General features: G+C 70.4%; 12 protein-coding genes. 5 read left to right on the top strand and 7 right to left on the bottom strand.

What is annotated here, in order from left to right:
- Positions 1 to 9 precede the first annotated feature (9 nt).
- The 3 genes from FFS10_RS09640 to FFS10_RS09630 all read right to left on the bottom strand — a co-directional run bounded on the left by FFS10_RS09640 (position 10) and on the right by FFS10_RS09630 (position 2,881).
- Positions 10 to 381 (bottom strand): hypothetical protein, encoded by a 372-nt coding sequence (locus FFS10_RS09640; RefSeq protein WP_137893973.1) that lies wholly within the window; start codon positions 379 to 381, stop codon positions 10 to 12.
- A 195-nt stretch (positions 382 to 576) separates the two neighbouring features.
- Positions 577 to 1,245 carry a response regulator transcription factor gene (locus FFS10_RS09635; protein WP_249931233.1) on the bottom strand — a complete coding sequence of 223 codons (669 nt, stop codon included), beginning with the start codon at positions 1,243 to 1,245 and terminating at the stop codon, positions 577 to 579.
- Positions 1,223 to 2,881 carry an MASE1 domain-containing protein gene (locus FFS10_RS09630; protein WP_137893971.1) on the bottom strand — a complete coding sequence of 553 codons (1,659 nt, stop codon included), beginning with the start codon at positions 2,879 to 2,881 and terminating at the stop codon, positions 1,223 to 1,225. The genes FFS10_RS09635 and FFS10_RS09630 overlap by 23 nt, the downstream gene beginning before the upstream one ends.
- Before the next feature lie 237 nt (positions 2,882 to 3,118).
- Here FFS10_RS09630 and FFS10_RS09625 point away from each other — a divergent pair, with 237 nt between their 5' ends.
- Positions 3,119 to 3,442 carry a hypothetical protein gene (locus FFS10_RS09625; protein ID WP_212744111.1) on the top strand — a complete coding sequence of 108 codons (324 nt, stop codon included), beginning with the start codon at positions 3,119 to 3,121 and terminating at the stop codon, positions 3,440 to 3,442.
- Between the two features lie 19 nt (positions 3,443 to 3,461).
- Here FFS10_RS09625 and FFS10_RS09620 read toward each other — a convergent pair whose 3' ends face one another.
- The 4 genes from FFS10_RS09620 to FFS10_RS09605 form a co-directional block, all read right to left on the bottom strand.
- Positions 3,462 to 4,775 carry a diguanylate cyclase gene (locus FFS10_RS09620; RefSeq protein ID WP_137893968.1) on the bottom strand — a complete coding sequence of 438 codons (1,314 nt, stop codon included), beginning with the start codon at positions 4,773 to 4,775 and terminating at the stop codon, positions 3,462 to 3,464.
- Entirely contained in the window at positions 4,772 to 5,701 is a 930-nt protein-coding gene (locus FFS10_RS09615; RefSeq protein WP_137893966.1) for an ABC transporter substrate binding protein, read from the bottom strand. The genes FFS10_RS09620 and FFS10_RS09615 overlap by 4 nt, the downstream gene beginning before the upstream one ends.
- A gap of 22 nt (positions 5,702 to 5,723) precedes the next feature.
- Positions 5,724 to 7,709: a TonB-dependent receptor plug domain-containing protein gene (locus tag FFS10_RS09610; protein WP_171016126.1), complete on the bottom strand. Its 1,986-nt coding sequence runs from the start codon at positions 7,707 to 7,709 to the stop codon at positions 5,724 to 5,726.
- A gap of 351 nt (positions 7,710 to 8,060) precedes the next feature.
- Positions 8,061 to 8,627: a C40 family peptidase gene (locus FFS10_RS09605; RefSeq protein ID WP_502702747.1), complete on the bottom strand. Its 567-nt coding sequence runs from the start codon at positions 8,625 to 8,627 to the stop codon at positions 8,061 to 8,063.
- Between the two features lie 204 nt (positions 8,628 to 8,831).
- Here FFS10_RS09605 and FFS10_RS09600 point away from each other — a divergent pair, with 204 nt between their 5' ends.
- The 4 genes from FFS10_RS09600 to FFS10_RS09585 all read left to right on the top strand — a co-directional run bounded on the left by FFS10_RS09600 (position 8,832) and on the right by FFS10_RS09585 (position 12,861).
- Positions 8,832 to 9,914, top strand: a complete 1,083-nt coding sequence (locus tag FFS10_RS09600) for a PQQ-dependent sugar dehydrogenase (RefSeq protein WP_137894011.1) — start codon at positions 8,832 to 8,834, stop codon at positions 9,912 to 9,914.
- Between the two features lie 113 nt (positions 9,915 to 10,027).
- Positions 10,028 to 11,557 carry a thymidine phosphorylase family protein gene (locus FFS10_RS09595; protein ID WP_249931237.1) on the top strand — a complete coding sequence of 510 codons (1,530 nt, stop codon included), beginning with the start codon at positions 10,028 to 10,030 and terminating at the stop codon, positions 11,555 to 11,557.
- Positions 11,557 to 12,447 carry a ribose-phosphate diphosphokinase gene (locus tag FFS10_RS09590; RefSeq protein WP_137893960.1) on the top strand — a complete coding sequence of 297 codons (891 nt, stop codon included), beginning with the start codon at positions 11,557 to 11,559 and terminating at the stop codon, positions 12,445 to 12,447. The genes FFS10_RS09595 and FFS10_RS09590 overlap by 1 nt, the downstream gene beginning before the upstream one ends.
- Positions 12,448 to 12,489: 42 nt before the next feature.
- Positions 12,490 to 12,861 carry a DUF2784 domain-containing protein gene (locus FFS10_RS09585; protein WP_137893959.1) on the top strand — a complete coding sequence of 124 codons (372 nt, stop codon included), beginning with the start codon at positions 12,490 to 12,492 and terminating at the stop codon, positions 12,859 to 12,861.
- Positions 12,862 to 12,911 lie beyond the last annotated feature (50 nt).

Genomic DNA, 12,911 nt, shown 5'->3' with positions numbered 1-12,911 from the left:
TCACAGGCCTCAGCGATCGGGACTTGCAGCCGGCTCCGCGGGCGTGGGGAACTGCAGGTAGAGCGATGTCGCTTCGGAGGGCGGCTGCAGGTTGTTGATCGTCAGCCGATAGAGGGCGGGACGCAGCTGTGCCGGCAGTTTCGCGGTCACCTGCGTTGGCGTGGATTCGCTGACCTCGAGCCGGTGCGCGCCGAGCACGAGCAGCGGCGCGCTGCTGCCAAAGTGCCTGCCCGAGAGGTTGAGTCGATTCCCCGCGGGATCGATCTCGACGCTTTCCACTACGGGCGGGGGCGTGGTCCCGCGGCCGCCGGCGGCGGCAGGGGCGACCCAGGCCGCCAGTGCGAGGGTGGTTGCGAAAAGACGAGCGTTTGACTGCTTCATGGCCGTGTTCCTCTCTGAGTCGAAGGGCTACCTTGGTTGGACATCGGCGCGGCAGAGGGACTCTCGCCGCGGCGATGGCCTGGAAACCACTTTAGGCCCGGCCAGCAGAGGGAGCCATCGGGGCGGGTCCCCGATGGCGCTTGGGGAAACTCCGATTTCTGGCTAAGGGCTTCCCCTAGGAGGACAGCCGCCGGTTCAACGGTCTTCCAGCCAGTGAACCGCAAACCGGACCAGGTCCCCGCCATTGCTCAGTTGCAGCTTCTCCTTGAGGCTGGCGCGGTGGGCTTCGATGGTCTTGATGCTGCGGTGGAGCTTGTCGGCGATCTGACGGGTACCGAAGCCCAGGCCCAGCAGGTGCAGGACTTCGAATTCGCGTTCGCTCAGCCCGGCGATGGGGCTGGGGACGCCGCCGTGTGGCGCCACCAGCCGTTGCGACAGCCGGTTGTGCATCGCGGCGCTGAGGTAGATCTCGCCGACCAGGACCTGGCGCACCGCGCGCAGGATGTCGCTGGTGGCCGCCTGCTTCATGAGGTAGCCGTTAGCGCCGGCCCGCAAGGCGCGTTCCGCGAAGATGAACTCGTCGTGCATGCTGATGGCCAGCAGCGCCAGTCCGGGGTGACGGTGCCGCAAGGTCTTGATCAACTCCAGTCCCGAATCGCCGTTGAGCGAGATGTCGACGATGGCCAGCTCGAAGTCGGCAGCCGCCATGGCAGCCAGGGCCTCTTCGGCCGTGCCGGCCTCGCGGCAAAGGTCGAGGTCCTCCTGGAGGTTGAGAAACTGGGCCATGCCCTCGCGCACGATGGGGTGGTCGTCGACCATCAGGATGCGGGTCTTCACCCGCTCAGGACAGGGCGGGCTGCTCACGCGGCTCTCCTGGGTAGATGATGGCGATGGTCGTGCCGCCTTGGGCATTGCGCTCGACGGCAAAGCGGCCCCCGAGCAGGCTGGCGCGGTAGCGCATGCTGTGCATGCCCAGGCCCTGTCCACGCCAGACGCGCTCCGGGTCCAGTCCAATGCCGTCGTCGCTGATGGCCAGCCTGTGCTGGCCCTCGACCTGGGCCAGGTCGATGCGCAGCTGGCTGGCCTGGCTGTGCTTCACCGCGTTGTTGATGGCCTCCTGCGCGACCCGGTACAGGTTGATCGCGACCAGCGGGTCGCGCACCCGGAGATGGGGGTCCGCGCGGAACACACAGGCCACGCCCTGCAGCGAACGGGTGTGCTCCGCCAGCTGCTCGAGCGCCGCCGCCAGGCCATCGGACTCCAGGGCCGCCGGGTAGAGCCCCCTGGCCACCGAGCGGGTCATGGCGATCGCCTGCTCGATCAGTTCCCGTATCCGTCTGGCCAGGCTGACCTCCGGGCGTGCCCGCTCGGCAAGCGTCTGCTGCAGGCTTGCGCTGAACAGCGCCAGGCTGGTCAGGTGTTGGCCCAGACCGTCGTGCAGTTCCCGGCCTATGGCTTTTTGCTGTTCTTCGCTGGCCCGGATCAACTCGCTCTCCAGGCGCCTGCGTTCGGCCATCTCGCGCTGCAGGCCGGCATTGCTGTCCGCCAGATCCCGGGTGCGCTCGTCGACCCGACGCTCCAGTTCGTCGTGCGAGCGCTTGAGGTCCGCCTGCGCGCGCTGCTGCTCGGCGACCGAGGCGGCGAGCAGCAGTCCGCTGACCGCGACCACATTGGCGAACGTGCACCAGCGCATCAGGCTGTCCACGGGGTCGTCGACCACGAAGGGCCCGGTTCCCCGGCTCGTGCCCACGATGGCCAGCAGCGAGACGGCCAGCGTGACCAGGCTGGCGCCCCATTGACCGAAGCGCAGTGCCGCCCAGATGACGAAGGGAAACACGGCCAGCGAGGCCGGGTAGTAGCCATGGCCCGCCAGTTCCGGTGCGCCGAAGATCTTGTGGCTGACCAGCAGGAGCATGGCGCCCAGGCCCAGGGCCTCGAGCAACCTGGGCGGCGACAGCGCACGGCGCGGATGGCTGAGCCAGACCAGCAGCGGCGGCGCCACCACGAGCACGCCCATCATGTCGCCCAGCCACCATTTCAGCCAGACCGAGGCGTAGTCGCCCATGGTGACGATGCCGCCCAGGGCCAGCACGGCCACGCCCACGGAGGCGCTGGCCATGGTGCCGAGCATGGCGGCCAGGACGACCAGGGCGAGCACGTCCCGACGCCGGTCCAGGGCATTGCGAAAACCGGCCAGGCGCTGCAGGAGATAGGCGCCGACCAGGGCTTCCAGGGTGTTGCCCAGCGCGATGCCGGCGGCGACCAGCAGTGCGATGCCGGTCCATGCATTGGCCAGGAAGGCGCCCAGGGCAATACCGACAGACAATCGGTAGCCATAGCCCAGCAGCGCGGCCAGCGCGATCCCGCTCGGCGCCCAGAGCAGGGTGACCGTGTTGCCGACCACGGCATACATCAAGCCGCCTATGGCGGCGGCGGTGTACAACAAGGCCACGCCCGTTAACTGGGCGCAGAAGCGGATGCCTGTTCCATTGTTGTGCATGAACCACCCACGGATCGACCATGTGGCCGACTTGATCGGTGCGCTGCAGGATTCATGCCGGGGCTTGGCAGGTGCAATCCTTTGCGGGGGCCGCTTCGTGCTTCGTGCTTCGTGCTTCGTGGACGCGGGACGCCTGCGGCGTCACAATGGATCCGCTGCGCGTCGTGGCGGGGGCCGCAAGGCGCGCGGCTGCAGGCTTCGACCTCATCCGAAGGGCTGACCCCAAGGAGCATGACCATGACGCGCAAATCACCAGCGACCCGTGCGGGCAGTCCCCCCGCGGCGGAGGACAGCGAGTCGGCCGAGGACCCGCGCCTTCGGCAGATCCTGGTGCGACCGGATGGCTATTACTGGCAAGCCCTGGATGGCCGGCAGGAGTTCGGGCCCTTCGATACGCTGGAGGACGCCCTGGCCGACATGGAGGTGGCCGACGAGGATGAGCCCGAGCCGGGCGAGAGCCTGCAGGAGGCCGAGGACGAGATCGGCATCTCCGACTGGATAGACCCCGAGACGGGCGAGCCGGCGGAGGGGCATTCGCCGCCCCGGCTGGACGAGGAGTGAGGGCGGCCCCTGGCCCGGGTCAGGCCTGGGCCACTGCCACCCGGTTGCGCCCCTCGGTCTTGGCCTGGTAGAGGGCGGCGTCGGCCCGGGCCAGCAGGCGCGTGATGCTGAGCTCGCTGGGGTCGAACTGCGCGACGCCGAAGCTGGCGCTGTAGCTCAGCTGGCGCCCCTCGACATGGAGCTTGCTCTGCTCGATGGCGAGCCGCATGCGCTCGGCGGCCAGGGCCGCCTGCTCGGCTGCGCAGTTCGGCAGAAGGACCACGAACTCCTCGCCGCCCAGGCGGGCCACCAGGTCCACCTCGCGCGCCTCGCGGGCCACGGTCTGGGCAATGCTGACCAGCACTGCGTCCCCGGTCACATGGCCGTGGGTGTCGTTGACCGCCTTGAAGTGGTCCAGGTCGATGATCACCAGCGACAGCGGCGAACGGTAGCGCAGGGCGCGCTGGATCTCCACCTCCGCCACCTCGGTGAAGGCCCGGCGGCTGGCCACGCCGGTCAGCGGGTCGATGCGCGCCGCCTGCTCGGCGGCCTCTTTCTGGCGCCGCAGTTCGTCCGTGGCAGCCGCGATCTGCTGCCGCAGCTCCTCCTGCGTCATGGCCACCCGCGCGGCCATGGTATTGATGCCCGCCGCCAGGGCGCGCAGCACCCCGCTGGCCGCCGGGTCGGCACGTGCTTCCAGCTCGCCTTCGCGCATGCGCTCGACCACGCGGCTGATATGGCCTATGGGCCGGGTCACGCTGGAGGCAATCCAGGTCGAGAACAGGCCCGCCAGCAGCAGACCGCCCGCGGCCGTGATCAGGGCCCAGAGCAGCAGGTCGCGTTGCTGCCCGGCCATGGCATCCAGCGAGAACTCGAGCACCACATGGCCCAGCCCCTGTCGGCGCTCGCCCGCGGCGGCGGTGCCTGCGCCCAGCGGGGCATACAGCTCGTCAGCGGGCAGTGCGGAAGGGTAGATGGGCGCCACCACGGTCAGCGCCTTGCCCACCCGCACCTGGACCTGGTCGTCGAAGGCGGGCAGCGGCGTCGACAGCCGTCCTGCGGCGGCCTGCAGCCTTCCGTCCAGGGCATAGATGGCGACGCCGCGCATGTTCGGGTCGACCGCCATGGCCGACTCGACCAGGCGGGCCAGGCCGTCCCGGTTGTCGGCAAACAGCAGGAACTCGGCGGCACTGCCCAGCTGTCGCGCCGAGGCATGGGCCCGGTCGCGCAAGGCGTCCTCCAGGGCCGATCCCTGCCGTCCGTGAAACAGCAGCAACAGCAGCAGGACGGTCAGCATGGCTGGCAGTGCCGCTGCCAGCCACAGTCGCGTGCGAATGCCTGGAATGGGTTTCATCGTGCAACTTCCTGACGACGCACGGCCGCTGCCAATGTGTTGGCATCGTCCAGTGCCAGCCCGAGCGAACGGCCGACCTGGGCATTGACGGCCACGGAAAACGATTCGGCCAGACGCACCGGCGGCAGGCCGCGCCCGGCCAGGAAGGCCTGCATCGCCGCCGAGGTCTGACGTGCAGCCTGCGCCGGCGACGTGAACAGCGCCAGCGTGGCGCCGGCCTTCACCTGGGCGGCCGAGTAGGTGGCTACCGGCACGCGCTGCCGGTAGGCCGCGATCAACAGGTTCTGCAGCGCGCCGGGCTGCAGCAGCAGGCTGTCGGGCAGGGTCAGCAGCACCTCCGAGTCGTCCAGCACCTCGCGCAGGGCAGGGTAGAGGTCTTGCGAGGCCGAGGGCAGGGCGAGCGCGTTCAGTTGCATGCCACGCGCCGCGGCCGCCGCGAGCAGCGCCGGCCTGAGCGGGACCGTGTCGGGGCCCAGCAGCATGCCGACCTTCCTGCGCGTGGGCAGGGCCTGGCGCAGCAGTTCGAAGTGGCGATCCAGCGGCTGGTCGAGCAGCACCGCCGAGGCGCTGGCGGGCATGCGGTGGCCGACGACGGCCTCGTAGCTCGCGCGGGGCAGCAGCGACGCCAGCAGCGGCACCCTGGCCAGGGCGGCATCGTTCTGCATCCTGTCGACCACCGCGCGCAAGGCGCCAGCGCCCAGGCTCACGACCAGCCTGGGCGGCGCTGACGCCAAGGCCAGCAGTTCTCGCGCCGGCGCGATCAGCAGCTCGGCGCGGCGCGGCGCCGCGGCCCAGTCCTCGCGCAGGGCGGCGGCGGCTTCGGCATAGGCGCCGCCCGGCTCGGTGAGCGCCAGCCACAGGGTCGGGTCCGCGCCCCAGGCGCGTCCCTGGGGCAGCAGGGTTGCCGCCAGGGACCCGGCCAGCATCAGGCGGCGCTGCGCGTCCAGTTCAGAACTCCAGGCGCAATGTGCCGAACGCGCGGCGCTGGAAGCGGAAGCTCGACGAGGGCAGGAACTCGGACTGATCGCCGCCCAGGGCCTGCACGGTCAGCGCTGCCTCGGCGCGCGTGGAGCCCAGTCGGAACGGGTAGTCCAGCCTCAGGTCCAGGCGCTGGGTGGGGGGCAGCTGGTCCTTTCTGCCGCGCCAGGTCATGCGTCCCAGGGCATGGACCATCACGGTCAGGTTCATGCCGGCCGGCAGCTTCTGGAACAGGGCCAGGGTGGAAGCGTGGCGCGGCGGCTCGCGTTCGTAAAGCGCCGCGTTCTCGCGTTTGAGGTCGATCAGGTTCTGGTTGAACCACAGCACCGTGCCCTCGCGCGGGGACCAGCGCAGCTGGTACTCGACGCCCGTGGTGCTCAGCCCCGGCTTGTTGACATAGTCGTCCACCAGGCTGCCCGTGCCCGGCAGAGAGACCGGCAGGCGGTAAGGGGCCGTACCGATCAGCCCCTTCAGCTCTTCACGGTACAGGCGCACGTCCAGGGTCAGGCGCAGATCGCGGAACTGGCCCAGGTAGCTGATCTCGCGGCTCGCCAGCCGCTCGGGCTGGACCTGGCCGGTGGCCGCCACGGTCCGGCCCAGCAGGACGTCGTTGAGAACGTAGCGCACATCACCCGCCAGTTCGAACTGGGTCGGCGCCCGCACGGAGCGGGTTGCGCCGAAGCGCAGGGTGTGGTCGGGCGTGAGCAGGTAGTTGGCCATCAGGCGTGGCGCGGCATAGGTGCCGGTCCAGCTGTGGCGCCCGACGAACAGGCCGGCGTTGATCAGCCAGCGCGGCTGGGCCTGCCACTCCAGGTTGCCGAACACGCGCTGCTCCCGCATGGTCACGCGGTCGCGGTGGTACAGGGGCCGGGACAGCGCGTCCTCCTGCTTGGCACCCAGCCCCCAGACCGCGCGCAGCCCTTCGGCGAGACGGCGCTGGTGTTGCAGCTCCAGGTTCAGGCGCCGCCCCTTGCCGCTGAAGTCCAGGTTCAGCCCCGGCACGGCCCGATAAGGCGCGACATCGTGGATCTCTTCCTCGGTGTAGTCGGCCGACAGCTTGAGCTGCTCCGACTCCGTCAGCTGACGCCGCCACTGGCCGAGCAGGTAGTGGTCGCGCGATGTCACCGTCCGGATCGGGTTGCCGATGCTGCTGGGGAAGCCTTCGCCGGCAACCAGCTCGCTGGTGCCGGCCTCGAGCAGCACATCGTCCTGTGCGCTGGGCCTGAGGTCGCTGCGCCAATGCAGCTGGCGCAGCCGCCGGTCGTCGTAGGCATTGCGCAAGCCGCTGTCGGCGCGCTGGCCGGCAGACAGGCGGAAGGCCGCGTGTTCGTTTCCCCATCCCAGGCGGGCGCGCCGGTCCTGGATATGGGCGCCGCCGGCGCTGGCCGAGAGCTCGCCGCCCAAGGTGTCGGCCGCGTGCCGCGTGATGATGCTGATCACGCCGAACATGGCGTTGGCGCCATAGGCCGCCGAGTTGGAGCCGCGCAGCACCTCTAGGCGCTCGATATCCTCCAGCATCACCCCCATCATGCCGCGGTGGGTGTCGCCCAGGTGAAGCGGCGAGTAGACCGAGCGCCCGTCGATCATGACCAGGTTGCGCGTGCCGAAGTCGTCCAGTGGCACATGGTAGGCGGCGTTGGGCTGGGCGCCGTTCCAGCCCGAGACCAGGTAGCCCGGAACCAGGCGCAGCAGGTCGGTCACGTCGCGCGCGCCCGAGCGCCGAATCGTTTCGCGGTCGATCACCGTGACGGCGCCGGGCGCGTCGTTCAGCGCCTGCTCCAGGCGGTTGACGGTCAGGACCACGGGCAGCTGCTCGAAGTAGTCGTGTTCGGTGGGCTGGCGCTCGGCCTTGGCCGAGCCCGCCGTCCAGGCCAGCATGAGCAGCAGGCCCAGGCGGGCCCAGCGCCGTGCCACGGGACGGCGCTCCCGATCGAACGGTGGGTCAGGGGTGCGCATGGGAACTCGTGCGGGGGACATCGGTGGCTGGCGGATGGGATCCAAAGGGCGGCGGCTGCGCACGGGGTCGTCGCGTCGCAGGGCTTGCATCGCCAAGCCAGTCCCATGCCGGCGCCTTCCCACCTGGATGAAGAAGCCCGGCCGCCGCGAAGCTCGACGGCTTCGTGGCCATACCCTGCGCGCGCCGACACACCAGCGCCAGCCGCGATGTGTTCAACTGTAACTCATGCAACATGGGGCAGCGGGGCGGCTGCCGCTGCGCGGTGCGGCGGCTCAAGCTCTGGGCCGAGTGGCTCGCACTGGAGGCCGAGGCGTGCCGCTGAGGCCCTGGCCCGGTCGGCGCACCATCCGTCAGTTCGGGGTCTCGCCCGCGGCAGCGCCCACGCGGCGCGCACCGTTGAAGCGGGTCTGCCAGTAGGCCTGGCGCATGTCCTCCACGCGCACCTGCGAGCCCGAGCGCGGCGAATGGATGAACTTGCCGTCGCCGACGTAGATGCCCACATGGCTGAAGGCGCGGCGCATGGTGTTGAAGAACACCAGGTCGCCGGGGCGCAGCTCGCTGCGGTCGATTTCCTGGGTGGCTGCGGCCTGTTCCTCGGCGCGGCGCGGCAGGATCAGGCCCACGGTCTGCTCGTACATGGCGCGCACGAAGCCGCTGCAGTCGAAGCCGGATTCGGCCGAATTTCCGCCGCGCTTGTAGGGAACGCCCAGGAAGCCCATGGCGTTCACGACCAGCTCCGAAGCTTTCTCGCCGACCGATTGGCGCACCTGCTGCAGCTGGTTGCCAAGGCGGGCGACCAGGCCCTTGTCGGCCAGCAGGCGCTCCATGTCGTCGTCGGCCGGCGCCGCATGCGCGGCTGCGCTGAAGAACAACAAAAATACCAAGGCTCGGAACATCCCTGGCAGGGTAAGGGTCATGGCCTGAGAAGTCAAGTTAAGAAATATGCTTAACCGATTGATTTTCAATCGCTTAGTGGAATTACTGATGGCGGCTGTTGGCCATGGTTGCGGCCCAGCTTGGGCAAAGTCCAGGCTTGGTGCTGGAATCTGCGCCGGGCGCGAGCCTTCGGGAGGTGCAAGGTGGGTGATTCCCTGATTCGACGTGCCGGCCATGCGCTGGCGATGGCCGGCCTGCTGCTGGCCGGGCTGGCGTGCGCCCAGGCGCCGCGGGTTGAGACCGTGGCCACGGGATTGCAGCATCCCTGGGCCCTGGCCTTCCTGCCCGAGGGGCGCTTCCTGGTGACCGAGCGGCCCGGACGTCTGCGCGTGATCGAGGCGGACGGCAGGCTCGGGCCGGCGGTGCAAGGATTGCCCGAGCCGGATGCGGGCGGCCAGGGCGGGCTGCTGGACCTGTTGCTCGATGCCGACTTCGAGCGCAACCGCCTGCTGTATTTCTGTTTTTCCGAGCCGGCGCCGGACGGCCGCGGCAACGGCACAGCGCTGGCGCGCGCCACCCTGTCGGCCGACCGGTCCCGGCTCGAAGGTCTGCGCATCCTCTTCAGCCAGCAACCCAAGGTGGCCAGCCGCCTGCATTTCGGCTGCCGCATCGTGCAGGGGCAGGGCGGCCACCTGTTTCTGACGCTGGGCGAGCGTTTCCGCCGCGCCGAGGACGCGCAGCGCCTGGACAACCACCTGGGCAAGATCGTGCGCATCCACAAGGACGGCAGCGTGCCGCGCGACAACCCCTTCGTGAACCGGCCGGGGGCCCTGCCCGAGATCTGGAGCTACGGCCACCGCAATCCGCAGGGCGCCACGCTGGCGCCCGATGGCCGGCTGTGGGTGCACGAGCATGGCCCCCAGGGCGGCGACGAAATCAACCTGCCGCAGGCCGGCCGCAACTATGGCTGGCCCGTCATCACCTACGGCGAGCAGTACGGCGGCGGCAAGATCGGCGAAGGCCTGAGCGCCAAGCCCGGCATGGAGCAGCCCCTGCATCACTGGACGCCCTCCATCGCGCCCTCGGGCATGGCCTTCCTGACCAGCGAGCGCTATGGGCCCGGCTGGCGCGGCAACCTGTTCTTGGGCGCGCTGCGCGCCGAGCTGCTGGTCCGCCTCGAACTCGAGGGGGAGCGCGTACGGCACGAGCACCGGCTGCTCACCGATCTGGGCGAGCGCATACGCGACGTGCGCCAGGGCCCCGACGGCCTGCTGTACCTGCTGACCGACAGCCCGCGCGGCCGGCTGTTGCGGCTGCAGCCGCCCTGAGGTTGGCGCGGACAAGCCGATCGGGTGTAGGCTTGATGATCATGAGCCCTGTCACCGTGGTCGAGCCGGCGCTGTCTGCACCGCCGAACGAGAACCGCACCGCCGCGTCCCGGCTGGCCGTGCGGCGTGTCGCCATCGACACCTACCGCGAGAACGTGGCCTACCTGAACCGCGACTGCGCGGTCTATCGCGCCGAGGGCTTTCAGGCCCTGTCCAAGGTCGAGGTCTGCGCCAACGGCCGCTGCATCCTGGCGACGTTGAACGTGGTCGACGATCCGGCCATCGTCGACTGCCCGGAACTGGGCCTGTCCGAGGACGCCTTTGCCCAGCTCGGCGTGGCCGACGGCGACTTGGCCGCCGTGTCGCACGCCGAGCCGCCCGCGTCCATGGGGGCGCTGTTTCGCAAGCTCGCCGGCGAGCGCCTGGAGCGCGCGGATTTCCACGCCATCGTGCGCGACATCGCCGACCACCGCTACTCCAAGATCGAGCTGACGGCCTTCGTCGTCGCCACCAACCGCGGCGAGCTCGATCGCGAGGAGGTCTACCACCTGACCGAGGCCATGGTGGCCAGCGGCCGGCGGCTGGACTGGCACGAGCCCCTGGTGGTCGACAAGCACTGCATAGGCGGCATCCCGGGCAACCGCACCTCGATGCTGGTGGTGCCCATCGTGGCCGCGCACGGCATGCTGTGCCCCAAGACCTCTTCCCGCGCCATCACCTCGCCGGCCGGCACGGCCGACACCATGGAGGTGCTGGCCGACGTGGCGCTGCCCTTCGGCCGCCTGGTCGAGATCGTGCGCGAGCACCGCGGCTGCCTGGCCTGGGGCGGCACGGCCGATCTCTCGCCGGCCGACGACGTGCTGATCTCGGTCGAGCGCCCGCTGGCCATCGACTCGCCGGGCCAGCTGGTCGCCTCCATCCTGTCCAAGAAGATCGCCGCCGGCTCCAGCCACCTGGTGCTGGACATCCCCATCGGGCCCACGGCCAAGGTGCGCTCCATGCCCGAAGCCCAGCACCTGCGCCGCCTGTTCGAATACGTGGCCTCGCGCATGCGGCTGTCGCTGGACGTCGTGATCACCGACGGCCGCCAGCCGGTGGGCAACGGCATCGGCCCGGTGTTGGAGGCGCGCGACGTGATGCGCGTGCTCGAGAACGACCCGCGCGCGCCCAACGACCTGCGCCAGAAGGCGCTGCGCCTGGCCGGGCGCCTGATCGAATGCAACCCCGACATCCGCGGCGGCGACGGCTATGCGATCGCGCGCGACATCCTGGACTCGGGCCGTGCGCTGGCGCGCATGAATGCCATCATCGAGGCGCAAGGCGGCAAGGGCTTCGACCACAACCACCCGCAGCTCGGGGCGCTGAGCTTCGAGGTACGCGCGCCTGCCGCGGGCGTGGTGGCGGGCATAGACAACTTCCAGATCGCGCGCGTGGCCCGCCTGGCCGGCGCGCCCAAGGTCCAGGGCGCCGGGGTGGACCTGCTGCGCAAGCTCGGCGACAGCGTGGCCCAGGGCGAGCTGCTGTACCGGGTGCACGCGGCCTTTCCCACCGACCTGACTTTCGCCCGTGGGGCTTGCGACAAGTCCAGCGGCTACGCCATAGGCGGCGCCGACGAGGTGCCCCATGTGTTCGTGGAATTCTGATGCCTGAAGCGGCCAGCCTGCTGCATTTCGACGATGAGCGCGAGCCCGCGCGGCGCCTGGCCTCGGCGGCGGGCCTGCAGCCCGCCTGCATCGCGCGCCACCGCTTCCCGGACGGCGAGCTGCGGCTGCGCCTGCCGGCGCGCCTGGCCGGGCATGTGGTGCTCTGGCGCACCCTCGCCCAGCCGAACGAGAAGCTGGTCGAGCTGCTGCTGGCGGCGCGCACCGCGCGCGAGCTCGGGGTGCGGCGACTCACTCTGGTCGCGCCCTACCTGGCCTATATGCGGCAGGACATGGCGTTCACGCCCGGCGAGGCCGTGAGTCAGCGCATCGTGGGCGGCTTCCTGGCCGGACTGTTCGACGCCCTCGTCACGGTCGATCCGCACCTGCACCGCATCGCCTCGCTGGGCGAGGCGGTGCCGCTGCCGCAGGCCATCGCGCTCAGCGGCGCGCCGCTGCTGGGCGAGCTGATCGCCGCGCGCCGGCCCGGGGCGCTGCTGCTGGGGCCGGACAGCGAGTCCGCCCAATGGGTGGGGCAGGCGGCCGCGCGCCAAGGCCTGGAACATGCGGTGTGCCAGAAGCTCAGGCATGGCGACACCGAGGTGGACATCGCCCTGCCGCCGCTCGCGTGGCGCGGTCGCGCCGTGGTGTTGCTGGACGACGTGGCCAGCAGCGGCTGCACCCTGGCGCAGGCGGCCCGGCGGCTGCGCGAAGCCGGCGCGGCCTCGGTCGACGTGGCTGTCACCCATGCGCTGTTCGCCGGCGATGCGCTGCAGGCGATCCGCGAGGCCGGCGTGGACCAGGTCTGGAGCACCGACTGCATTGCCCACCCCAGCAACGCCGTCAGCATGATCCCGGCCATCGCGCAGGCCCTGCGGGGCCTGCCGGCCTGAGGCGGCGTCGGGCGGGCCGGAAGCCGGCGAGGTGCTGCGGCCATGCTCTACCGATTCGCCGCCGACGCGGTCCTGCTGCTGCACCTGGGCTTCATCCTGTTCGTGCTGTTCGGTGCGCTGCTCGGCGCCCGCTGGCCGCTGGCCTGGCTGCTTCACCTGCCGGCCGCGTTCTGGGGCGCCTGGGTCGAGCTCACGGGCGGGGCCTGTCCGCTCACCGCCTGGGAGAACGCACTGCGGGCCCGCGCCGGCATGACCGGCTACGGCGACAGCTTCGTGGCCCATTACCTGCTGGCCCTGATCTATCCCGAGGGCCTGACGCGGCCCGTGCAGTACCTGCTGGCGGCGCTGGTCGTCCTCGTCAATGGGGCACTCTATGGCTGGCTGCTGCTGCGGCGCCGCCGGCGCGGCCGCTGAGCTTGGAGACTGCGACAATCCGGCCCATCCTGTCCTGATCACCCCCTTGC

Source organism: Ramlibacter sp. 2FC (assembly GCF_005503345.1).
Classification (GTDB): domain Bacteria; phylum Pseudomonadota; class Gammaproteobacteria; order Burkholderiales; family Burkholderiaceae_C; genus SCMQ01.
This window is presented reverse-complemented; position numbering and strand designations above follow the sequence as displayed.

What these genes read in the sequence shown, in the direction of transcription:
- FFS10_RS09640 (WP_137893973.1), bottom strand. Translation starts at nt 381, where the DNA reads ATGAAGCAGTCAAACGCTCGTCTTTTCGCAACCACCCTCGCACTGGCG.
- FFS10_RS09630 (WP_137893971.1), bottom strand. Translation starts at nt 2,881, where the DNA reads ATGCACAACAATGGAACAGGCATCCGCTTCTGCGCCCAGTTAACGGGC.
- FFS10_RS09625 (WP_212744111.1), top strand. Translation starts at nt 3,119, where the DNA reads ATGACGCGCAAATCACCAGCGACCCGTGCGGGCAGTCCCCCCGCGGCG.
- FFS10_RS09620 (WP_137893968.1), bottom strand. Translation starts at nt 4,775, where the DNA reads ATGAAACCCATTCCAGGCATTCGCACGCGACTGTGGCTGGCAGCGGCA.
- FFS10_RS09615 (WP_137893966.1), bottom strand. Translation starts at nt 5,701, where the DNA reads ATGCTGGCCGGGTCCCTGGCGGCAACCCTGCTGCCCCAGGGACGCGCC.
- FFS10_RS09610 (WP_171016126.1), bottom strand. Translation starts at nt 7,709, where the DNA reads ATGCGCACCCCTGACCCACCGTTCGATCGGGAGCGCCGTCCCGTGGCA.
- FFS10_RS09605 (WP_502702747.1), bottom strand. Translation starts at nt 8,627, where the DNA reads ATGACCCTTACCCTGCCAGGGATGTTCCGAGCCTTGGTATTTTTGTTG.
- FFS10_RS09600 (WP_137894011.1), top strand. Translation starts at nt 8,832, where the DNA reads ATGGCCGGCCTGCTGCTGGCCGGGCTGGCGTGCGCCCAGGCGCCGCGG.
- FFS10_RS09590 (WP_137893960.1), top strand. Translation starts at nt 11,557, where the DNA reads ATGCCTGAAGCGGCCAGCCTGCTGCATTTCGACGATGAGCGCGAGCCC.
- FFS10_RS09585 (WP_137893959.1), top strand. Translation starts at nt 12,490, where the DNA reads ATGCTCTACCGATTCGCCGCCGACGCGGTCCTGCTGCTGCACCTGGGC.